General features: G+C 39.2%; 19 protein-coding genes. 4 read left to right on the top strand and 15 right to left on the bottom strand.

The window, feature by feature from the left end; genetic code table 11:
- Nucleotides 1–95: 95 nt before the first annotated feature.
- From I6N90_RS19575 to I6N90_RS19555, 5 genes are all read right to left on the bottom strand, one after another.
- The gene (locus I6N90_RS19575) at nucleotides 96–788 is read right to left on the bottom strand and encodes a hypothetical protein (protein ID WP_197937345.1); all 693 of its coding nucleotides are present in this window, start codon (nucleotides 786–788) and stop codon (nucleotides 96–98) included.
- 287 nt (nucleotides 789–1,075) lie between these two features.
- Entirely contained in the window at nucleotides 1,076–1,279 is a 204-nt protein-coding gene (locus tag I6N90_RS19570; protein WP_197937344.1) for a hypothetical protein, read from the bottom strand.
- A 32-nt stretch (nucleotides 1,280–1,311) separates the two neighbouring features.
- Entirely contained in the window at nucleotides 1,312–2,244 is a 933-nt protein-coding gene (locus tag I6N90_RS19565; RefSeq protein ID WP_197937343.1) for a TRM11 family SAM-dependent methyltransferase, read from the bottom strand.
- Between the two features lie 9 nt (nucleotides 2,245–2,253).
- Nucleotides 2,254–2,589, bottom strand: coding sequence for a LapA family protein (locus I6N90_RS19560; RefSeq protein ID WP_197937342.1), 336 nt, complete (start codon nucleotides 2,587–2,589; stop codon nucleotides 2,254–2,256).
- A 110-nt stretch (nucleotides 2,590–2,699) separates the two neighbouring features.
- The gene (locus I6N90_RS19555; protein ID WP_197937341.1) at nucleotides 2,700–3,269 is read right to left on the bottom strand and encodes a hypothetical protein; all 570 of its coding nucleotides are present in this window, start codon (nucleotides 3,267–3,269) and stop codon (nucleotides 2,700–2,702) included.
- A 341-nt stretch (nucleotides 3,270–3,610) separates the two neighbouring features.
- Here I6N90_RS19555 and I6N90_RS19550 point away from each other — a divergent pair, with 341 nt between their 5' ends.
- Nucleotides 3,611–4,543, top strand: coding sequence for a hypothetical protein (locus tag I6N90_RS19550; protein WP_197937340.1), 933 nt, complete (start codon nucleotides 3,611–3,613; stop codon nucleotides 4,541–4,543).
- Between the two features lie 127 nt (nucleotides 4,544–4,670).
- Nucleotides 4,671–4,913 carry an NHLP leader peptide family RiPP precursor gene (locus I6N90_RS19545; protein ID WP_197937339.1) on the top strand — a complete coding sequence of 81 codons (243 nt, stop codon included), beginning with the start codon at nucleotides 4,671–4,673 and terminating at the stop codon, nucleotides 4,911–4,913.
- A 100-nt stretch (nucleotides 4,914–5,013) separates the two neighbouring features.
- Here I6N90_RS19545 and I6N90_RS19540 read toward each other — a convergent pair whose 3' ends face one another.
- The 4 genes from I6N90_RS19540 to I6N90_RS19525 all read right to left on the bottom strand — a co-directional run bounded on the left by I6N90_RS19540 (nucleotide 5,014) and on the right by I6N90_RS19525 (nucleotide 9,047).
- Entirely contained in the window at nucleotides 5,014–6,924 is a 1,911-nt protein-coding gene (locus I6N90_RS19540; protein ID WP_197937338.1) for a sensor histidine kinase, read from the bottom strand.
- Nucleotides 6,925–7,111: 187 nt separating this feature from the next.
- Nucleotides 7,112–7,804, bottom strand: a complete 693-nt coding sequence (locus I6N90_RS19535; protein WP_197937337.1) for a hypothetical protein — start codon at nucleotides 7,802–7,804, stop codon at nucleotides 7,112–7,114.
- A complete protein-coding gene (locus I6N90_RS19530) occupies nucleotides 7,804–8,682 on the bottom strand; it encodes an ATP-binding cassette domain-containing protein (RefSeq protein WP_197937336.1) in 879 nt (292 codons plus the stop codon). The genes I6N90_RS19535 and I6N90_RS19530 overlap by 1 nt, the downstream gene beginning before the upstream one ends.
- Nucleotides 8,679–9,047 carry a GntR family transcriptional regulator gene (locus I6N90_RS19525; protein ID WP_197937335.1) on the bottom strand — a complete coding sequence of 123 codons (369 nt, stop codon included), beginning with the start codon at nucleotides 9,045–9,047 and terminating at the stop codon, nucleotides 8,679–8,681. Before I6N90_RS19525 ends, I6N90_RS19530 begins: the two co-directional genes overlap by 4 nt.
- Nucleotides 9,048–9,294: 247 nt before the next feature.
- On the opposite strand from I6N90_RS19525, the gene I6N90_RS19520 reads away from it, so the two are divergent.
- Complete coding sequence (locus I6N90_RS19520; RefSeq protein WP_197937334.1) at nucleotides 9,295–11,703, top strand: beta-propeller domain-containing protein; 2,409 nt, start codon at nucleotides 9,295–9,297, stop codon at nucleotides 11,701–11,703.
- Between the two features lie 172 nt (nucleotides 11,704–11,875).
- Nucleotides 11,876–12,841, top strand: a complete 966-nt coding sequence (locus tag I6N90_RS19515; RefSeq protein WP_197937333.1) for an acetylxylan esterase — start codon at nucleotides 11,876–11,878, stop codon at nucleotides 12,839–12,841.
- Nucleotides 12,842–12,901: 60 nt separating this feature from the next.
- Here I6N90_RS19515 and I6N90_RS19510 read toward each other — a convergent pair whose 3' ends face one another.
- The 6 genes from I6N90_RS19510 to I6N90_RS19485 all read right to left on the bottom strand — a co-directional run bounded on the left by I6N90_RS19510 (nucleotide 12,902) and on the right by I6N90_RS19485 (nucleotide 21,513).
- Entirely contained in the window at nucleotides 12,902–14,374 is a 1,473-nt protein-coding gene (locus I6N90_RS19510) for an extracellular solute-binding protein (protein WP_197937332.1), read from the bottom strand.
- Between the two features lie 216 nt (nucleotides 14,375–14,590).
- Nucleotides 14,591–16,024 carry an ABC transporter substrate-binding protein gene (locus tag I6N90_RS19505; protein ID WP_197937331.1) on the bottom strand — a complete coding sequence of 478 codons (1,434 nt, stop codon included), beginning with the start codon at nucleotides 16,022–16,024 and terminating at the stop codon, nucleotides 14,591–14,593.
- Between the two features lie 210 nt (nucleotides 16,025–16,234).
- Nucleotides 16,235–17,626 carry an ABC transporter substrate-binding protein gene (locus I6N90_RS19500; RefSeq protein ID WP_197937330.1) on the bottom strand — a complete coding sequence of 464 codons (1,392 nt, stop codon included), beginning with the start codon at nucleotides 17,624–17,626 and terminating at the stop codon, nucleotides 16,235–16,237.
- 879 nt (nucleotides 17,627–18,505) lie between these two features.
- A complete protein-coding gene (locus I6N90_RS19495) occupies nucleotides 18,506–19,108 on the bottom strand; it encodes a response regulator transcription factor (RefSeq protein WP_197937329.1) in 603 nt (200 codons plus the stop codon).
- Complete coding sequence (locus I6N90_RS19490) at nucleotides 19,105–20,241, bottom strand: sensor histidine kinase (protein WP_197937328.1); 1,137 nt, start codon at nucleotides 20,239–20,241, stop codon at nucleotides 19,105–19,107. Before I6N90_RS19490 ends, I6N90_RS19495 begins: the two co-directional genes overlap by 4 nt.
- Nucleotides 20,242–20,463: 222 nt before the next feature.
- Complete coding sequence (locus I6N90_RS19485) at nucleotides 20,464–21,513, bottom strand: fatty acid desaturase (RefSeq protein WP_197937327.1); 1,050 nt, start codon at nucleotides 21,511–21,513, stop codon at nucleotides 20,464–20,466.
- Nucleotides 21,514–21,539 lie beyond the last annotated feature (26 nt).

The raw sequence follows: 21,539 nt of genomic DNA, 5'->3' as shown, positions 1-21,539 counted from the left end.
CGTAAGCATAAGCCTCGTTTGCGTAGCAAACTTTCTTCGTAAGCATAAGCCTCGTTTGCGTAGCAAACTTTCTTCGTAAGCTTAAGTTTAAAGGATTAAAGCCACCCTTTCAACCACGCTCGAACGCAGCCGATTGTTTTGTCTAAGTTACATACAGCTTCTTTATCCATATATGCCTCTGTATTACGGAAATAGTCAGCATGCCCTCCGACCGTTGGGATGCCTTCCACATAGCCTGGAGCATATTTATAGCTGTTCCATTGCGGAATCAATCCACCTGCCCTTATCCACCCGCCCCAGCTCCCAATTCGGCTTATCGGGTCGTTCATCTTGCCTGAGTTGTCGATGGAATGAAAGTAACTCACTTTTTTCTGTAGTCTTGGGTGAATTGGTGTGCGAGGAGAACCGACTTGCACGATCCGAAAATCGCGTAAAACACCATCCTCCTCCAACATCTTTGCTGCTTGATATGCAGCCGCTCCTCCGCCACTATGTCCAATCAATAACGTACGCTCACTTGATACGGTATCTTTAATTTGTTGCCAAACATTACGACCGCCAATACGTCCCGCCTTCATTCGATTCGAAAGATCCGTTTTCACCTCAAACACTTGTCTAACCCAATTTCGACTTGAATCCCCGTACGGATACAACACATGAATTGTTGGTTCGATTCCTTCCAACCTTAGTTGCTCATTTAATCGCTCTTTGCAAGCATTGAAGGAGCCTGTAGTTGTTTTGACGCCTGCCAGTAAGTAAACGTTAAGAGTAGTTGTTTTTGCTGCCATCTTCGAATCCCTCCATCCTAATAACTATGGTGAAGTTGTTACCCTCATTATGCGGGGACTCGCGTCATCTCATACGTAAATTCAGATGACAGTTACGACCACAACTGCGTTATATCCACACTTAAGGGCATACCTCACTCTAGGCTATATCCTATTCCATACCGTAATGGAATGCTCATACATTACCGTTCGCCCACAAAAAAAGAACGCCTGTCGCAATCAATGACTGCGATCGGCGTTCCGTCTTTAGAATGGTGTTAGCTGATAGTCCAGCATTCACTCTGATGTTATACACCCATTTTTTTACGTTGGTTGTTAACTTTTTTCGTATTTTGGCTCCGCAGTTCCTGAGTCCCGGTTGAGAAGTTTTTTTGGCCTGGCGCTCCGCCAGCTTGGCCTTGCTTCTTCTGAGCTAGCAATTGCTTAGCTCGTTCTGCTTGAGACAGCTTCTTCGGCTGCTCTTCTGATTGGTTCTGTTCATTCGTAGACATAGGTTCACCTCGCTTTATGTTCCACATCTTCTTTATTCTACTACACTTATATACCGTGTAAAAGAGGCTTTACTAAGCTCGGCACAATCGACTAGCTCAAATGAGGTCATTTGCAACTGTTGAAGTATCGGTTCAGTCGTTACAATAACGGCTCTATCTGCTATTTTTCTAATGGATTGAAGCATTTCAAGCTGTTCATCCCTCTCAAGCACCGAACATAAGTTATAGGGTAAATCAACAATTGCCGAATCATACCGACGAGAAATTAATCGCATATCTCCGAGTTGCACGACGTTTGGATAACCATAATGGGAAAGGTTGATCCGTGCCCCTCTTGCAGCGAGTGGATTAATATCCATCCCCTCAATAGCTATATTCATGGATAATGCTTCAATTAGCACCGTTCCCATACCGCAACAAGGATCGATCATCGATTTTCCAGTCGGGTCCGAACCAGCTGCAATATTAACAATTGCACGAGCTGCTCGTGTAGGTAAGGCTGTCGAATAGTTTTGTGGCTTACGCTGATGTTTAAGCCATAGCGCTTCGTTATCTTCACATGGCCCAAACAACCACTGGCCATCAAATCGCATTAGACCTAGCCTGCGACTAGGCGTTCGCATGTCTGCGTGACCAATCAGAGATGCGCCTACAGTTCGCTCGAGTTGTCGTTGTTCCTCGTAAGTGAAAGTCTCATTACCGGCGGTATAAAACACTTTAAACGTCTCGCCTTCTAAATCATAAGCAGGTAGCAGTGCTTCTAGCTCCGACAACGTGGACGCCTCAAGAGTTACCTCTAACCTTCGTTTGAAAAATGGACTACGATCGATATGGACTGGCTGCTCCATTTCACATGCAACAACTCCATTATATCTAGTTGCATGCTTACCGAATAAGCAGCGCAGCTCCAAATCACATAATTGTGCTTCATCTTCATGCCGAGCATACGTGTACATATATTTCATTTGCTTACCTTATCCGTTCTTCGTCTTGTCGCCACTCACTTCATCAGTAACTGTTGAAGAAAACGACTCATCTTTAGATGTAAATGTTCCAGCATCAATCGATTGATCGACAGCTTGCTTCTCAAATGCTTTCAACGTCTTCTGCAGCTTGTAAATACGAATCATACCAAACAATCCGACAGTTAGCCCACCAAGAAGTGTCGATACGAGAATAACAAGAATGAGTGGTGTTGTTGTTTTAGTAAATAAAAAGTTAACTTGCACCGATTCTACATTAATGACCGCAAAGATTGCGATAACTAAAGCAAATACGAAAGCAGATATGAGCATTCCTTGACCCTTCATGAGCATTCCCTCCTACATACAGATTCTCACAAACGACTAAAATAGTCTAGAGAGGCATCTGGCAGCCAGGCAATAAAAAAAAGACCTCGAATATAAAGAGATCTCTTTTGTTATGCAGTTCGGAACGTACTGGCACCACTTGTAATCGACTCACACCCTGCATAAGCATGTAGCTTTCCGTGGTATACTAACTCAAGCTCCGGTGTATTCTGCAAATCACCAGGAGTGACGAGTAGCGGCGATTTCTCAACAAGACAAACCCCACTCCTGTCAAATACGGTAGCTACAAATTGAGAACAAAAGTAAGCATAACGACGTTCCCATTCGATATTGAAAACGACACCTAACATACCAACTAAATTATATTTGTACAATTCCTGATATTGTTCAAAATGTCTTATTTGTGATCGTATGTTGTTGTAGGTAGATTGACTAACCTGAATCCTATATAAGGCACACATCGATTCTTCAAAAAAATCACCACGAATGTCCTCTCTAACGAAACCTGCAAAAAAAGGATTGCTTGGATTTTTCCTTCCGAAGCTATACACCTCGTTTAAATCCTGATCAAACGCAATTGAAGCATGGTTGAGCGGATCCTTTGTAAAGGATCTAATTATTTTAGTGAGGACAGTTCCGGTATCCGTTAATAGCACATATATTTCTTTGTCCCTACTCATGTTCTATAACCTCCACTATCCAAGAACTCTCAATTAGTATTTACTTTAATGCAGGAGAACCACTTTTTAAACCTGCTTTAGCACTGGATGATACCCCTACTTTAGTCTAGTACTACATTGACTGGGTGCACGGACACTGCAAGTAATGAATAAAATTTAATCATTTCTACTACATTCTACTGGATTATTATAGTTTACTCAACCTAAATCAGCAAAAGAATCATCAAACTATCTGCATAATTTGTTAAGTTTTTCAATCTATTATCATTTCAAGTGATATAGTTAGGATAACTCTAAAGAAGCCCTTTTTACTATATTCAAGAATTGGAGAGACATGAACGATGGATTGGTATGAACCTTATAAGAAGCAACTAGAGGCTGTATTTACTAGTGCCAATGGACAAATTGCCAAATTTCCTCCCCCATTAAATGAAATTGGTCTAGAGTACACCCTAGCCTTTAATCCATTAGTTAATGATGACGGAACAGACTTTATTTGTACGCTACTTCCCTATTGGATGAAAGAAGCAATTGACCTTTCGGACGAACAGTGCGAAAAACTTGTACTTGTCAATATATATGGCATGCTTTACTTTTTTATTCAAGATGATGTGATGGATGATAAGGATAATTCAAAAAGAAAACTACTGCTAGCGCTAGCCAATCTCTTCTATTTAAATATGTTTAACCTCTTACAGCAGTTATTTCCTACTAATAGCACGTTCTGGAACTATTATGAACGCTATCTTACTACTTGGGCTGACAGCGTTGTAAATGAGGGAGAACACAACTTCTTTATGAGTGATCCTATCCTTACTGCCGGGAAGGCTGGTCCAGTTAAAATTGCAAGCACTGGTGCTTTGCTTCTCATTGGACAAGCTGAGCGAATCGAAGCCACTGAGACTGCTGTAGATCTAGCCCTGACGACTTTGCAAATGCTAGATGATTGGACAGATTGGCAGCAAGACATGGAAGATGGAAGTTATAACGGATTGCTTGCTTTAATCGCTTCACAAATGGGAGAAGGAACAACTTTCGATATGGTGACAAAAGCACAAGTTGAGACGCAAATCTATGTGTATGGATATTTAAATCGATTTGTAGAAATAGCTGAACGGAATCATGCTCATTTGCTTCACCTCCAATTATCAATTACACCACTAATCAAATACCACTCCGACTTGGTAGAAAGCTTACGAGGAATAGCTCTAAAAATTGATGATAATAAGCGGAAGTTGCTTGGCGGGGGATTAAACTATATGTTTTCGAAATAGCGTTACCTTGGAATTACAACTTTCGAACTATTAAATGTAGAATATAGTAAAATAGTTGTAGATTCTGTCGAATATAAATGATACACTACTTTTGGTAAACATATACATATTCGGAAGGGTGACCTTTATGTCGAGAGAGCAAGAGCTTAGAGATCAAATTATTGAAAAAGCATGGGCTGATGCTTCATTTAAGGAACAGCTAATCGCAGATCCAAAATCAGCTATTAGAGATGCTTTTGGCATTGAGATTCCTGCTCATTTTAACGTACAAGTTTTGGAGGAAACACAAGATAATTATTACTTAGTTATTCCAGAAAATCCTCAAGATGTTGCGCGCATGAGTTATGAAAGTCTTGGTCGCTGGAGATAGAATTACGTTACATATATAAAAGACGTAACAATCGTCAAACGATTGTTACGTCTTTTTTCGCTAAAGCAATAGATAGCGCGTCGGTTATTCAAACTGATGGTTAAATAGCTTCTGGAATTTTAATAAATACTTCTGTACCCGCACCTCGTGTACTATAAAAGCGTATTTCACCATTCATTGCTTCAATTATTCGATAAGTGACCATCAAGCCTAAACCTGTTCCCTTTGTTTTTTTAGAATAATAGGGCTCACCAAGACGTTTTAGGTCATGTTCATCTATTCCCTCGCCATTATCGGCAATATGAATAACAATTCGGCTGCTCTCTTCCTCCCTAAATACTTTTATAATCACTTCACCATCTTCACGAAATGCTTCAATACTATTTTTGATGATGTTTATTAGGGCTTGTTTAAATCGGGATGAATTCCCTTTCATAAATAATTTCTCTTCTGGAATAATTTTGAGCGCACCACCTTGCATACTAGCAAGTGGCGATAATATAGCAACTACTTGCTGAATTTCATCTAATGTGTTCAACTTCATCACACCACCCAAATCCGGCTTTGAGAATGTCAGAAAATCAGTGATAATCTCTGATGCCCGGTCGAGTTCGTCAATAGCTAACTTTATGTAGCTTTTGTCATTGGTTCCGATTGCTTTGTTCCCTAAAAGCTGTAAGAAGCCTCTTGTTACCTGTAATGGATTTCTTACTTCATGCGCTATAGATGCGGCAAGGTTGCTGATTAATTCAATCTTTTCAGTACGTTGAAGTTCGTCATTATATATTTCAATTTGATTAGAATATTCAACTGCCAATTTGTAATTGTACATCACTCTTCTAACTAAAATAATAATTAACGATGCTAAGAAAAATAGAATACTAATTTTCCAATAATATAATCGATACATAGCATCGCTATAAAAATAATAGATTATCTCAACTAACCCTACTCCAGCAAAAATACTAATGCCAATAGATAATATTCTTGCGTCCTTATTCCTGCTAGCAAACTCATAGATCAAAGTAGATATTAATAAAACATTACCAATAATGATGGACAAACCAAGGCTATAATAGCCAAATCCACCGTACAAATTAGCAACCGGCTCAAAGTTATAGCTTAAAATGAGCATTATAATTTGAAAAGGTGCTAAATAAAATTGTATCTTTTTGAACCTAGAGATCAATGAAAAAGGGCCTTTTCCAAATACTTTCTCTAGAAAGAAGAAAAGGGATGGTATTAAGAAACAAGATGCTAGCTCGAATAGTATTAGAAATAAGGTACCGAACTCAGGAAAGTACTTATCTAAAAAAGGTGAATACGTAAGAATCATTATTCCAATTGATAACATCATCAACAGCAATGAGTTCCATCCTGGTTGAAAGGAGCGATTAAGAAAACCTACACTTACCATCATAAATAACGAAATAAAAATTAAAGAGGCTCCTACTACAACGTCTAATAGATCCTTTTTTATAAACTGTCTTAATAGCGTATCGTACTCTCCAATTTTTACTTCCTGATACATTCCGAGCCTATCAGAATTCAATTGAAGCTTAACGTAAATTATTTTAAATGACTCAGACTCACTTACAGGTATAACCATTTCGTTTTGATCAAAATAATAGTCGCGATATCGCTCATACATTACCTCATTATCAAGATACATGACTACATTTCTGGCATACAACTTATTAAACTCCAGTGCAGGACGCTTCTGCGTCATCTCAGGCAATTGAAACTTTATCCATGCAACACTGACACCCTCTGGTAAAGCAGGATACTCTTCTCCCGCTTTGACGGAAAACCATCTCTTGTCATTAGATAATGCACTTACTTCTGTAATAGTAGACTCCTTGCCTTGCTCTTCCCATAACATCTGCCACTCTGTAATTTTTAATGGCTTATCTGTACTCTCAGCGTGCGCAGACTGAGTCCATAGAACTACCCCAATAAAACAGAGTAGTAACAGAAAAAATCTCTGTGAAACACTGCGCTTTTTAATCATTCCCAGCACCTCTGACCCAACGATTATATTTATTTTACCGAAAATTCGACAATCTTCGGCAAATTTTTCCTATTTCTATTTTCCGCTATCGCTGAAAGAATAGCAACTACCTTTGGTAACATTTTTACAAAAAAGACCTAAATGGATGATAGAATCCACTTAGGCCTTTAGGTAATATCTATAGAAACTACACTAGCTTACGCTTAATTGATACACGGCGGAGCATAACATAATTGAGGGCGACAATTAAAGCGGATACGACTACTAAAATGACGATTTTGATAAAGTATGGCATGTTATCTATTTCAATTATCCACTCCATACCTATAGCAGGCATGTATGAAATGAGGGCAAGTGGCGCCGCAACTTTCCAGTTGAAGCGGTAAAAAGTAGAACCTATAAGCCATCCTGTACTAAAATAACCGAAAAAGATAAATATATTGTTCAGTATCATACTTAATAAATGAGGATATTGAAGATCCCAAGGTACGCCAAACGCTTGCAATGTTAAGTTACCAAGTGGGTATCCTATCAACATTATAATTGAGAATGCGAGGGACATAGCAAGCATGAATAAGGTTGTTCCTGCTACAAAGTGTCTTCTTGTTAATCCATTTGAAACAAAGCCAGATAAAGTTAATGTTGTAATCATAATCCCAAGAACTAGCAGAAAAATATTGGGTGATATACTTACACTATCCCATATTTCTGGCATAGTTGTACTTGGATTCGAAATTAAACCCGTACTATAAGAAATATTAATGAGTAAAAAAATACTGAGAAATATTAATGAGTAAACGAAAAGAAGTAATCGATAGTTTCGAAACAGCCTATGTGCAACGATCCAGATTGGATGCATCAATCTTTTATTTTTAGTCATTATTGCCCCACCTTTCCGCTCGTCAAATGAACGAATAGATCTTGCAAAGTTACCGTTCCTAACTCTAGTCCCGATTTCACTGCTTCCATACGTTGCTCCTGATTTAACACGCCATAAACCGTGACGGACTTCGTGTTCCCAAGCTGCTTCGTGCCGATGACGGACATGCCTATCGTAAACTCATCGACTACTTTCGGTTGCCCTGTAATAGATACACCACGATCTTTGAACGTTTCCACTTCATTGTGGAGCATAAGTTTACCTTTATCCAAAATTAGCACTTCCTCAAATAAAGTGCCCACTTCTTCAATGAGATGGGATGATAAAATAAAAGTGCGTGGATACTCTAAATAGTCTTTAAGCAGTTCGTCATAAAAGACATATCTAGAAGGAGCATCCATCCCTAAATACGCTTCATCAAGAATAGTAACCGGAGCACGACTCGCAAGTCCAATGGTAACACCAAGTGCAGATCTTTTACCGCGTGATAACGTTTGAATCCGTTTATTTAATGGAAGTTCAAAAAGATTAATAAGTCTGTTTGCAAACTCCGCATCCCATTCTGGCCAGCAATCAGCCCCAAAACGGAGCGCATCACGAACATAATAACCATCCTGCATATTTCCACTTTCTTGAATGAAACAAACTTGACGCATTATTTTTTCACTTTCAAAAGGAGCTTCTCCGCTTATTGTTACTTCCCCATCGGATTGCAACTGAAACGAGGCAAGAACAGACAATAAACTGGTTTTCCCTGATCCATTCCTGCCGAGTAAACCATATATTTTACCAGGAGCAAGCTTAAACGATACATCCTCTAACGCTGTCGTTTTTCCATATCGGAGTGTTAGATTCTTTACTTCAATTGCTAATGTCACTCCTCATCCCTCCCCTTCAGTTCTTCAATTCGACTTATAATATCTGTAATAGGCACACCGATCTTATTTGCCTCTGTTACCATCCGATCAACAACTTCCTCAAAAAATCGATCTCTGCGCTGCTTCAGTAACGTACTTCTCGCATCCGTACTTACAAACATGCCGATTCCTCTCTTCTTATACAAAATACCTTCATCGGTTAGAAGCTGAAAACCTTTCGCCGCTGTAGCTGGATTGATACGATAAAATGCTGCGTATTGATTGGTCGACATCACTTGATCCTCTTCTTTAAGTGTGCCGCTTACGATATCCTCTTTTATCCCATCGGCAATTTGCTGATAAATGGGACTTCGATCATCAAACATGTGATCACCTCTTCACTTCTTCGGTTCATTACTTATATAATTAACCATATAACCAAGCGAATATTTCGTCAAGCCCTTCTTTTACAATTTGAGTAATACACTTTTTCTTTTTCATAAAATTTTCATTCCTATTGTATGAAACAATTTCCATATCATAAGCGTTTAAACAGTTATACCCGCCTTATCCACTTACTACATCCACCGATTGGTTGCAAAATAATAAATTTTAGCAAAGGAGCCCTGTTTAATGAAGATAAAAACGATTGTAGCTGTCGTCTTAACGATGGCCCTATGTGTATTACCGACCTTAAATGGAACAGTAGAACATTCAACTCACGTTCAAGCTCAAGCAAACATTACGATTAAAATCGAAGGAGCTACTCTACCACTTACAACCGCACCTATTGCAGAGAGCGGGACAATACTTGTTCCTCTTGGGGAAATAACAAAAGCACTACATGCTGAGGTAACCTACTTAGAATCCACGAAAGGTACTCAAACTGTTCGGATCATCCGTAACGAGCGTGAAGCCGAGTTAACTATCGGTTCGAAACTGATGAAAGTAAACGAAAAACAGATCACACTCCATACTGCTCCCCGAATAGTAAAAAGAGTATTGATGGTTCCATTAAGAGAGATCTCTGAAGCGTTAGGCACAATCGTATATTGGAATGGAGTTACACGTACCGTTACGATTCAAGAACCAAAAAAACTACCTACAGTCGATTCTACTGAGAAGTTGATAGAGCTTCTTAAACAATCTAGTTCGGATTTATATGCTAAAGGAGCATTAACAGGAATCGATAGCGCGCTAGCAAATAAAGAAAATTCAATATCAGCGGAACCTACTTCACCTGCTCCAAATACGACTAAAAAGGATGATTATTCGAAAACTAATGTTCAAGTTGATGGGGTAGATGAAGCAGACTGGGCCAAAACAGACGGACGGTACATTTATCAAATTAGCGGCACGCGCATTTTTATTACCGATATATCTAATCCTCACTCTCCTAAACTAAGTGCACAACTAGAATATACGGCAAAAGATAACTTCACACCGCTTGAGTTGTATGTTGACGAAAAGCAACTTGTAGTTATCGGTCAAGAAAATATTTACACTTCATATACGACACACGATCAGCCGATAGAAGAACCTGCTATAAGCGAAAATATTTCAACTAATGTTAGCGTCCCAGTCGAAAATTCTAAAAACGCGATGATTGGAATATGGCCGCCCTATCAAACTAAAAGTATTGTGAAAACATTCATTTACGAACTAAACAAGACTGGTGAACCAAAGTTAACCCGCCAGCTCGAACAAGAAGGCAGTTATTTGTCCTCTCGGAAGATCGACAGTTCCTTATATATCGTGACTAATAAACACAATTACATTTACCAAGGCTACGATATTGTAGCAAGCAGCGATGATCCAGACGTAGCAAATGCGTTCGAACCGATCTATAGAGACTCTGCTACTTCTAAAAAGCAACTTACTTTGCCACTGAATCAGATTCGTTATTTCCCTGAACCTACTAACAGCTCGATGATGATCGTAGGCTCCGTTGATCTAAATGAATCAAAGCAACAATTGCAACTATCAGCCTTTCTTGGTGCTGGAGAAACAATGTACGCTTCAGAAAAACATCTTTATATCGCTCAGTCGCACTATAAAGAAAAAGGCACCTCTTATGAACAAGAAACACAATTTCACAAATTCCGTTTAGACCAAGGCCAAGTCGTTTACGTTGGTGCGGGAACTGTGCCTGGACAGCTCTTGAATCAGTTTTCTATGGATGAGCATGAAGGATACTTCCGAGTAGCACTTACGAAAGGCAATATGTGGGCCACGGGTGAGCAAGGCTCCACAAATAATATTTATGTACTCGATGAAAGCCTCGCAACAGTTGGGAAACTGGAAGGGCTGGCTCCAGGCGAACGTATCTATTCTGCTCGTTTTATGGGAAAACGAGCTTATATGGTTACATTCCGAAACGTAGATCCTTTATTCGCTATCGATCTAAGCAAGCCAACAAAGCCAACTGTACTCGGGCAACTGAAAATACCTGGTTATAGTGATTACCTACATCCCTATGATGACAATCATCTGATCGGGTTTGGTCAAGATACCGTAGAAATCCCTTCCAAAGGAACCGGTCAAGATGAATCAATTGCCATTACACAAGGATTAAAGATTGCCCTATTTGATGTCACGGATGTCAATTATCCAAAAGAAAAGTTTAAAGAAGTCATTGGAGATCGAGGAACACATTCTGAATTGTTACAGGATCATAAAGCTCTCCTATTTTCTAAAGAAAAGGGACTTATGGCTTTCCCTGTTCAGCTTCATGAAATTAAAACCAGTGAAAATGGGACTAAGGGAGATATCTTATCGTCCTATGGACAATTCACTTATCAAGGTGCCTATGTATATAAAATCGATTTGAAGAGTGGATTTAAGTTACGCGGACGTATTAGCCACTTAACGGAAGAAGATATGAAAAAAAGTGGTCAATACGGCTTTGATTATACGAAGTCAGTCAAACGAATACTGTATGCTGGAGATACGTTATATACTTTATCCGAGGCTCAGCTGAGGGCAAATGACCTCAATAGCTTGAATGAACGTGGAACGTTAACTTATCCTGCTCTCCCCTAGTAGACTAAAGATCATTCGGGAGAATAACATATGAAGTGCCGTTACTCTACACGACACAATAGAACACTTACATGCACAAGGACCTATGCCTTGTGCATCTTTTTTGAGAAAGCATCTACTCATCTTTGATATAATAATTTAAAGTTAATACATTTAAAGGAGGGTACTCTAAATGGCTCAACCCTATGATTTTCCACTTGATCAGCTTCAAACGTATAAACCCGTTTTAACAAAACAAAATGATTTCGATTCTTTCTGGGAAACGACCTTAGCGAAACTAGCTGAAGTACCGCTCAGCTACGATCGTACCGAAATTCAATACCCTTCTAAGGGTATAAAAGTATACCGAATCGTTTATAAAGGCTTTCACCATTCGAACATTGAAGCATTACTAGCTCTTCCTGACTCAGAGGTGCCTTTGCCTGGCATCGTTTCTTACCACGGTTATAATTGGTGCATCGACGGTGACATTCATGAAACGGTCAATCTCGCACTTAAAGGATACGCCGTACTCAAAATGTATTGTCGTGGACAATATGGTGAAAGTGCGGACAATATTGTCTCTTCTAACGGCCATGTAACAGGATGGATGACTAAAGGTATTCAAGACAAGGACGAATACTACTACCGCGCTGTCTACATGGATGCCGTTCGTGCCATTGATGTATTAGCAGCAATACCTGAAGTTGATGTAAGCCGTATTGCGATTACAGGGGGAAGCCAAGGTGGTGCTCTTGCGCTAGCTGCAGCTGCTTTTTCGAGCATACCAAAGCTCGTAGTAGCCGATCATCCTTTCCTCTCAAACTTCCAGAGGGCAATAGATATTTCGCCAAGTTTGCCCTACAATGAGCTGAACGAATATTTCCGCCGCTACTCAGGAAAGCCAGAAATTGAGACGAAAGCGATCGAGACTTTAAGCTATTTTGACATGATGAACCTAGCATCACAAATTAGTTGCTACACGTGGCTAACCATCGGCCTTATTGATACGATTACACCACCATCTACTGTCTTTGCCGCCTTTAACCACCTTACGTGTGAAAAGGATATTGCTGTTTATCGTTACTATGGACATGAGTTAGTACCAGGCTCTATTACGACACGACTACAGCTTTTTATGGATTATTTACAAAAATAAAAAAGGGAGTTTTGAGTGGTCAACAGTTGACCATCAAAACTCCCTTTACCACTTTACACTCTATTCAGTCTTAGTTTCAGTTGTAGCTGAAGGGGTCGCTTCCTCTGTTGTTGCTTCTCCTGTTGTCGCCTCTCCTGTAGCCGCTTCTTCTTCCTTCGGATCTTGTGTAGCTAGCAGTTCTTCACCTTTAACTTGGAGAAAATCAAGCGCTTCTTTAATTTCCTTCTTGCCATCTTGAACTTCTTTTAACTCTGTACTCATTAAACCGTAGAACTGTTCGTTAAATTGTTTAGGCAGCTTTTGATATTCTGCATAATCATTTTTAGATGGTTTAAGCTTGTAAAAAGCTGCATAGTTGCGTCCTTCATCATCTTTAACGTACTTTGTATGAATCGGTAAACCGTTATAATCCATCGTCTTGGAGCTAACACGTGCGTATTCTTCGCTAGAAATATAGGAAATAAACTTCCAGGCTGCATCAGCATTTGGTGAATCTTTAGCAATACCGAATATACTGCCGTACCAAGCGTTACTGCTCTCATTCGGCAATTGTGCACTTACCGGTACCGTAACCATGTCCCAATTTTCAACGACTTTCCCTTCCTCTTTTACGTATTCTTTCGCATTCTTCAGCTCATCAATATAATAACTTCCGTTAATATTCATAGCGACTCTGCCACTCGTAAACGGATTACTAAGTAAGTAGTCTTCATAAGAGTTATTCATCATTTCGTTACTCTCGTCCCGTACATATATCGCTTTCGACTTCATTGCATCAAGCGCAGTTTGTACCGCACTTTCCCAACCAGGTGTATTTATTGTCATTACTTTTGTAGTTGGATTTACATATTTTAAGCCCTCTGCGCCTGCAAGCATCGTACTAAAGCCATTTAAATCTCCATTGTAACCAAGATTTAGACCATAAACTCGATCTTTAGCATCACCATCAGTAGGGAACTGTTTAGCCAATTGAAGCACTTCAGACCAGTTCATTTGATCGGTTGGATATTCAATATTATACTTATCAAATAGAGATTTGTTATAAAACATAACTTCGCTGCTTACAGAAGTTGGCATTGCATATACTTTGCCTCCCCCAAGCTCCTTCATATAATCCATCATGCCTGGTACGATACCTTCAGTTTTAAATTTATCCCTTGTCATTAACGTTTCTAAATCATAAAGTTTTCCATCTGCAGCCATCGTTTCATATTCATTTAGATCCAACATAATAAGGTCTGGTTTTTCTTTTTCAAGAAATTCTTGTTTTGCTTTTACTGGATCAAAATCTTTTTCGCCTTCACCACCTCTATTATAAAGGCTTTGAGTTGAAACAACTTCTATTTCTACGTTTGGATGAAGTGCACTAAACAACATACCATACTGACGGAAAAAGCTGCTTTCATCATGAAACATAACTTTTAACGTAGCGGTTTCATTCTTTTTTGCATCTTTGTCCCCACCGAAACTACAACCAACAAGCATCGATGCTACCAATACGATCGGGGCAGCTTTTTTAAACCATTTTTTCATAAGAACACCCTCTCTTTGTATATTTTCATTTTCATTCCAATATGTTCCATATCACTTACGCTTTTTATTACAGAAATGTTGCAGTAAAATGAAAGAATCATTCAAAATTATCCAAAATAGTCCAAAAGTATTCTAAAAAGAGCGTTTCGACTAGTTATCCATTAACCAATCAAAACGCCCCTCCAATACTACTTTTACTTTACCTCTTTACTCCATTTAATTTTGAGATTCTTCCATTTGCTTCTGCATCATTTCATTCATTTCTTTATCGGTCATTGGCTCTTGAGCTAATAGCTCATCACCTTTCACCTGAAGATATTCAAGTGATTCTTCAATTTCTTTTTTGCCATCTTGAATTTCTTTAAACTCTTTGTTCATGATGTCGTGGAACATCATTCCGAATTGAGGTGGCAATTTGTCAAAGTCTGAATATTGATTGTTTCTTGATGGCTTAAGTTTGTAAAATGCTGCAAAGTTACGACCTTCATCATCTTTAATATACTTTGTATGAATTGGCAACCCACTATAATCGATCATCTTCGCTTTCACACGAGCATATTCTTCGCTAGAAATATACGAGATAAACTTCCATGCTGCATCTGCATTAGGAGAATCCTTCGCTATACTAAATATGCTACTGTAATAAGCGCTGCTGCTCTCGTCTGGCAATTGTGCACTTACAGGTACTGTAACCATGTCCCAATCTTTAACGACAGCTCCTTCTTCCTTAATGTAGTTAGTTGCTTCCTTAATTTCATTCATGAAATAAGTACCATCAATCGTCATAGCCAACCTGCCACTAATGAATGGGTTTTTCAATAAATAATCTTCATAAGATCCACCGTTCATACTGTTATTTGGATCTTCAAAGTAAAGTGCCTTTGATTTAATCGCATCCAAAGCAGTTTGTACTGAAGTTGCCCAGCCTGGTGTATTAATTGTCATTTTTTTCGTTTTTGGATCTACATATTTTAGTCCTTCAGAATCAGCAAGCATCGTACTAAAATCGCTTAATGCTCCGCTATAGCCAACCTTCAAACCATAGACACGGTCCGCTGGCTCTCCATCGGTTGGGAATTGTCTCGCAAGTCCAATCACATCAGCCCAGTTCATTTGATCCGTTGGATGTGGGACCCCATATTTATCGAATAGTGCTTTGTTGTAATACAATACTTGACTGCTAACAGAAGATGGCATGCCATACAATTGACCACCGCCAAGCTCCTTCATATAATCGACCATACCAGGTATTAATCCTTCAGTATTAAATTTATCCTTTACTACATAAGTGTCTAGATCATACAATTTACCTTCTTCAGCCATCTTTTCATAATCTTTAATGTCCAACATCAGAAGATCCGGTTTTTCTTTTTCAATAAACTCCTGTTGTAATTTCTCCCTATCTACTTCTTCACCTTCATTACCGCTTCTGTATAGACTTGACGTCTCCACAACTTGAATGTCTACTTCAGGATAGATCGCACTAAACAACATACCATACTCACGGAAAAAACTGCTTTCATCATAATACATAACTTTTAATGTTGATTGTTCTTTCGCCTTACCTTCTTTGTCTCCTCCAAAGCTACAGCCAGTTAACAAGGATACCGCTAACACAATCGGAGCAGCTTTCTTTAGCCATTTCTGCATAATAGACTTCCTCTCCACTAATATTATCTCTATAAATCCAGTATGTTCCATATGTTAAACGTTATTTCTTAAGATAAAGTTACATCTTATTTAATAGTTTATAAAGAAATCCATAAACATTGTAGGGCTATTTAACAATCCATTTCCTTTATAAGTATAATGAACTACTTAAATAGCTTTAAATCTAATGAAAATATTTCTTGTTTCCTATTATTTCTTATCAGTCACGGGTTCTTGAGCTAATAGCTCATCACCTTTCACTTGAAGATATTCCAGAACCTCTTCAATTTCTTTTTTTCCTTCCTCAACAGCTCTAAGCTCTTGGTTCATGATGTCATAGAACGCCGAATCGAATTGAGGCGGCAACTTATCATAATCTCTATACTGATTGTTTCTTGATGGCTTAAGCTTATAAAATGCTGCAAAGTTACGGCCTTCATCATCTTTTATATACTTAGTATGAATTGGAAACCCTTCATAGCTGTCCATCTTAGCTTTTACACGAGCATATTCTTCACTAGAAATATAAGAAATGAATTTCCATGCAGCATCAGCGTTCGGTGAATCTTTAGCAATACTAAATATGTTGCTGTACCAAACATTGTTGCTTTCGTCTGGGAATTGTGTGCTTACTGGGAATGTAACCATATCCCAATCTTTAACAACTACCCCTTCTTCCTTAATGAATTTGCTAGCTTCCATGATTTGATTCACCAAATGATTACCTTCAAGCGTCATAGCAAGTTGTCCACTGATAAAGGGGTTGTTAAGCAAGTAATCCTCATAAGATCCACCATTCATGTTGCTATTTGGATCTTCCACGTAAAGAGCCTTCGATTTGATCGCATCCAAAGCGGTTTTCACCGAACTTGCCCAGCCAGGATTGTTTATTGTCATTTTTTTCGTTTTTGTATCCATATATTTTAATCCTTGAGACTCAGCGAGCATCGTACTAAAATCGTGCAAAGATCCGCTATAACCAACCTTTAAACCATAGACGCGGTCTGCTGGCTCCCCTTCTGTTGGGAATTGTCTTGCCAACTGGATCACCTCATCCCAGCTCATTTGGTCAGTTGGATAGGCAACGCCATATTCATCGAATAGTGCTTTATTATAGTACAAAACTTGACCGCTAATTGCTGATGGCATTCCGTACAATTTACCGCCGCCAAGCTCCTTCATATGATCAATCATACCCGGTACTAGTCCTTCGGTATTGAATTTATCCTTTGTCATGTACGTTTCTATATCATACAAAGTACCTTCTTCGGCCTTCTTCTCATATTCTTGAAGATTCAACCTCAGAAGATCGGGCTTTTCTTTCTCAATAAATTCCTTCATCACCTTTTCCCTATCTATTTCTTCCCCTTCATTGCCGCCTCTGTATAGGTCTGGTGTCTTTACAACTTGTATATCTACTTCAGGATGAAGTGCACTAAACAACATGCCATACTCTTGATAAAAACTGCTTTCGTCGTAATACATAATTTTTAGTGTAGACTGTTCTTTTGTTTTGTTTTCTTTGTCTCCTCCAAAACTACAGCCAGTTAACAAGGATACTGCTAAAATGATAGGTGCGGCTTTTTTAAACCATTTGTTCATGTCAGTCTTCCTTCCCATTATTGTTAACTTTTATGAATCCATTATGTTCCATATGATAAACGTTATTTTTTTATAACAAGTTACATTTTGTTTACAATTTCCATGGAAAGATACATTTGTTCAGTAACTATTTAACATTGTCTCGCTATAATAATTATTTCAATGTACGTAAAATACAAATACATCGCATAGCATTTCACCATTTAATGAAAAAGAAGCGTTCGGATGAGTCTAGTCTTGACCAATCCAAACGCCTTTTCGATTACTTCTTATCGGTTACTGGCTCTTGTGCTAACAACTCATCACCTTTCACTTGAAGGTATTCAAGTGCTTCTTCGATTCCTTTTTTACCTTCTGTTGAATATATAAAAATGATTCAAAGTTACTGTTACTGATGCTCTTACCAGTAGTCACCTGCGCCCTAATTAGTTACAAGCTAGCTGACTTACAGGATTACTGGAAATTATGAAATTCAATTTGACCAGATAAACCGCTAACGAACCTACAAACTCTTATTTAATCAAATTGGAGTAACTTTGACTTGTAACGAACTATAGAATCCTTAATTCAAGAAAAATAGCGTAATTTCTGCTTTATATGAGGATATAACGCTGGTAGGATTCGTTAGAAAAAATGAAACGAGGTTTTTGGCAAGATAAGAACGAAACAGTTCGTTATAAGACTACGCACAATATTAAGATGAATAACTAAGGACTACTCCATACCTATTCATACAGGATCATGTCCTTCCGATGGGACGCGGGGGCGGATAACCCGATTTTTTCGGGTTAGAGCCCTTCTGGCGGGCTACCGCTAGCATAAGCTTCCAACTCACAAATCCACACACGTCCAGCCCAATAGACAACAAAAAAAGGCTGGTCACTTAAACCAGCCTTTCTCCTTAAATCTTGTTATTGCTTCTATTCGGTTACTCACGTCTAACTTATCTAGAATAACTGAGATATAATTGCGAACCGTACCTGTCGTCAGAAATAACTCATTTGCTATTTCTTTCGTATTTTTCCCATCTGCTACGAGTCCAAGCACTTCCTTCTCTCTTTCCGTAAGAGGATTGTCATGCCCGCCTCCATACGCTTCATCCATAAGCTCTGAGGCATAAATTTTGCGTCCATTCATAATGCTGCGTATAGAGCTAGCAAGCTCTTCACTTGGACTATCTTTCAGCAAATAGCCGCTTACTCCTGCTTTTAACGCACGTTCGAAGTAGCCCGCCCTTGCAAATGTCGTCAGAATGATGACTTTGCATTGACCCTTAACTTCCTCCGCTGCCTCTAAGCCGCTTTTGGCTGGCATCTCAATGTCCATAATACAAACGTCCGGCTTATGCTGCTGCACAAGCTTTATAACTTCTTCCCCGTTGCTAGCTCTTCCGACGACTTTCATGTCCTCTTCTAAATCCAGAAGCGAAGCAAGCGCGCCTAGCAGCATCCGTTGATCTTCCGCAATGACTATAGAAATCATTCGCTCATCTCCTTTACTGGTTTCATAACGACATGGGGCACTTTAATAATCATTTCCGTTCCCGATTCAGATAATATTTCCAAGCTGCCATTAACAAATTCAAGTCGTTCCTTCATTCCGCGCAGGCCATTTCCCCGATAGTAGCCAGGGCTTACGTTCATCCCGACTCCATCATCACGAACAGACAAAGTAAGCTCAGATGAAGTAGAGCTGATCGCAATACAACATTTTTTCGCTCTGCTATGTCTGACGACATTCGTTACTGCTTCCTTTAAACACATACTGAGCACGTTCTCCGTAAGCAGCGTAGTATTGGTTAGCTTCGGGTCACCTTCAATCGTAAGCTCCATCTCAGCTACTCCCAAAATTTGTACGACACGATGCATCTCATCATCTAGACGTATGCCCCGCATATTCGTCACCATCTCACGAACTTCCTTAAGGGCTGTCCTAGCTGTCTGCTGTACATCTAATATTTCCGATTGCGCTTTATCTGGATTTTTATGAATGAGCTTACTTGCAAGATCACTTTTCAAACCGATTAATGAAAGCTTCTGACCTATCGTATCATGCAAATCACGAGCAATCCGCTGCCGTTCCTCCAACTTTACAAGCTCAGAAATTCGCTTGTTAGCATCCTCAAGTTGATCTTCAAGCTCTCCTTGCTTCTTTTGGTTATAGGTGTTAAACGGCAATAGAATAACGACGATAAGACTGATCAAAATGAACGGAAACTGCGTGAAAAAAAGTTCGTTTTTTGTAGCAAAGCCATAGTTTACGGTAACAAATGTACTCGTTAAATGAATGGCATATAACGTAAAGAATCCAGCCCTGCTCTGAATGTTGCCGATAAAAAAGGCTAGAAATATGGAGAAGTAGACGTAACTGAAGTTTACCGTCATCGCTATAGAGATCACTATTTGTACGCTGGTCCAAAAATAGATGAGCCAACCCTTCGATACAAAGGACAATCGATAACAAACGAAAAATAATACGATCATTACGATGCCAGATACAACCTCAGGTGTAGATGATGATCGAAAAATAAAGTAAAAAGGCAGTATACAAAATACGACCCATACATAAGGACTGAGACCCGTATTACGATGGAAAATTTGATACCATTTGTTCATTGGAAGACCATCCCTCTGCTGTGCCGTGGCAGCCTCTGCTTAACGCAGCCTTTCGTCGTAATGCTGAAACGACAAACCATCCATAACTTGTTTGTTTATATTTTAGCATAAACGATATCGTGCGCAATGATTCACCAAAACAGAACAGGCGACCAACCTTGGCCGCCTGCTATAATCCTTAACTAAAAACCCGTATGTGCGAGTTGATCGCTTATCGTGAATTTAGCTAGCTTTTAGAGGATCTCTTTTTGATAATGCAGCTTGTTCCCTAAGCTTATTTAGCCGTTGTTTCACTGCTTTGAAGCTAACAAATTGCTTATTTTCTTCATCCCATAAACGGAATTTAAGTGATGCCAAACTTTGGCGAATCGTTATCGTTGTTGCTTTTTGCAACGGTGGAGTAGATTCATGCGCATCTTCCAAATAATAATTCGGAACTTTTGGACTTAAATGATGTACATGATGGAAACCGATATTGCCTGTCAGCCATTGCAACAGCTTCGGCAGTTTATAATAGGAGCTTCCGTCAACAGCTGCTTTCACATAACTCCACTCATCTTCATTTTCGAAATAAGAATCTTCAAATTGATGCTGTACGTAGAAGAGCCATATTCCAAGCATCGCTGAAATGTAGAAAACTGGTCCTTGAATCAAAAGGAATGCTTTCCAGCCAATAGCAAAGCACATTAGTGCATACACAGCAACAATCAATACATTCATTAAGTAAGTATTTAAACGCTCTTTACGACGTGCATCTTTACGATTAAAGCGGTATTGAATCGCGAACACTGCGATAGGACCAATGCCGAACATCACTAATGGATGACGGTAAATACGGTAATAAAGCCTTGTCTTCCATGATGCTGCCGCAAATTCTTCTACGGTCAACACCCACATATCGCCTATTCCGCGCTTGTCCAAGTTACTGCTTGTAGCATGGTGAATCGCATGTGAATTTTTCCATTGTTGATAAGGAACTAACGTCAAGACACCCGTTATAATCCCCATTATGTCGTTTGCTTTTTTACTTTTGAAGAAAGAGCCATGGCAACAGTCATGGAATATGATGAATGCTCGAATGACAAATCCAGATGTTAATACACAAATAGCAAGGGTCAGCCAGTAAGAAATAGACAAGCTGTAATAAGCCGCATACCAGAGTACAAACAACGGAACGAGCGTATTAAATATTTGCCTAATACTTACTTTTAGTTCGGATTTTTCAAATGGGGCAACACTTTTCTTTAAGTGGGCCTGCTTAGGCTCTGTCATGCTGACTTCCTCCTTGGAATATCGCT

Origin of the sequence: Paenibacillus sp. GSMTC-2017, assembly GCF_016019935.1 — a bacterium.
GTDB lineage: Bacteria > Bacillota > Bacilli > Paenibacillales > Paenibacillaceae > Pristimantibacillus.
Note: the sequence above shows the minus strand (reverse complement) of the source record. Positions and strands in the feature narration are given on the sequence as shown.

Coding starts and splice junctions, on each gene's coding strand:
- I6N90_RS19575 (WP_197937345.1), bottom strand. CDS start 788: ATGGCAGCAAAAACAACTACTCTTAACGTTTACTTACTGGCAGGCGTC.
- I6N90_RS19500 (WP_197937330.1), bottom strand. CDS start 17,626: ATGAACAAATGGTTTAAAAAAGCCGCACCTATCATTTTAGCAGTATCC.
- I6N90_RS19550 (WP_197937340.1), top strand. CDS start 3,611: ATGGATTGGTATGAACCTTATAAGAAGCAACTAGAGGCTGTATTTACT.
- I6N90_RS19485 (WP_197937327.1), bottom strand. CDS start 21,513: ATGACAGAGCCTAAGCAGGCCCACTTAAAGAAAAGTGTTGCCCCATTT.
- I6N90_RS19520 (WP_197937334.1), top strand. CDS start 9,295: ATGAAGATAAAAACGATTGTAGCTGTCGTCTTAACGATGGCCCTATGT.
- I6N90_RS19490 (WP_197937328.1), bottom strand. CDS start 20,241: ATGAACAAATGGTATCAAATTTTCCATCGTAATACGGGTCTCAGTCCT.
- I6N90_RS19525 (WP_197937335.1), bottom strand. CDS start 9,047: ATGTTTGATGATCGAAGTCCCATTTATCAGCAAATTGCCGATGGGATA.
- I6N90_RS19555 (WP_197937341.1), bottom strand. CDS start 3,269: ATGAGTAGGGACAAAGAAATATATGTGCTATTAACGGATACCGGAACT.
- I6N90_RS19495 (WP_197937329.1), bottom strand. CDS start 19,108: ATGATTTCTATAGTCATTGCGGAAGATCAACGGATGCTGCTAGGCGCG.
- I6N90_RS19515 (WP_197937333.1), top strand. CDS start 11,876: ATGGCTCAACCCTATGATTTTCCACTTGATCAGCTTCAAACGTATAAA.
- I6N90_RS19545 (WP_197937339.1), top strand. CDS start 4,671: ATGTCGAGAGAGCAAGAGCTTAGAGATCAAATTATTGAAAAAGCATGG.
- I6N90_RS19560 (WP_197937342.1), bottom strand. CDS start 2,589: ATGAAGGGTCAAGGAATGCTCATATCTGCTTTCGTATTTGCTTTAGTT.
- I6N90_RS19510 (WP_197937332.1), bottom strand. CDS start 14,374: ATGAAAAAATGGTTTAAAAAAGCTGCCCCGATCGTATTGGTAGCATCG.
- I6N90_RS19565 (WP_197937343.1), bottom strand. CDS start 2,244: ATGAAATATATGTACACGTATGCTCGGCATGAAGATGAAGCACAATTA.
- I6N90_RS19570 (WP_197937344.1), bottom strand. CDS start 1,279: ATGTCTACGAATGAACAGAACCAATCAGAAGAGCAGCCGAAGAAGCTG.
- I6N90_RS19505 (WP_197937331.1), bottom strand. CDS start 16,024: ATGCAGAAATGGCTAAAGAAAGCTGCTCCGATTGTGTTAGCGGTATCC.
- I6N90_RS19540 (WP_197937338.1), bottom strand. CDS start 6,924: ATGATTAAAAAGCGCAGTGTTTCACAGAGATTTTTTCTGTTACTACTC.
- I6N90_RS19535 (WP_197937337.1), bottom strand. CDS start 7,804: ATGACTAAAAATAAAAGATTGATGCATCCAATCTGGATCGTTGCACAT.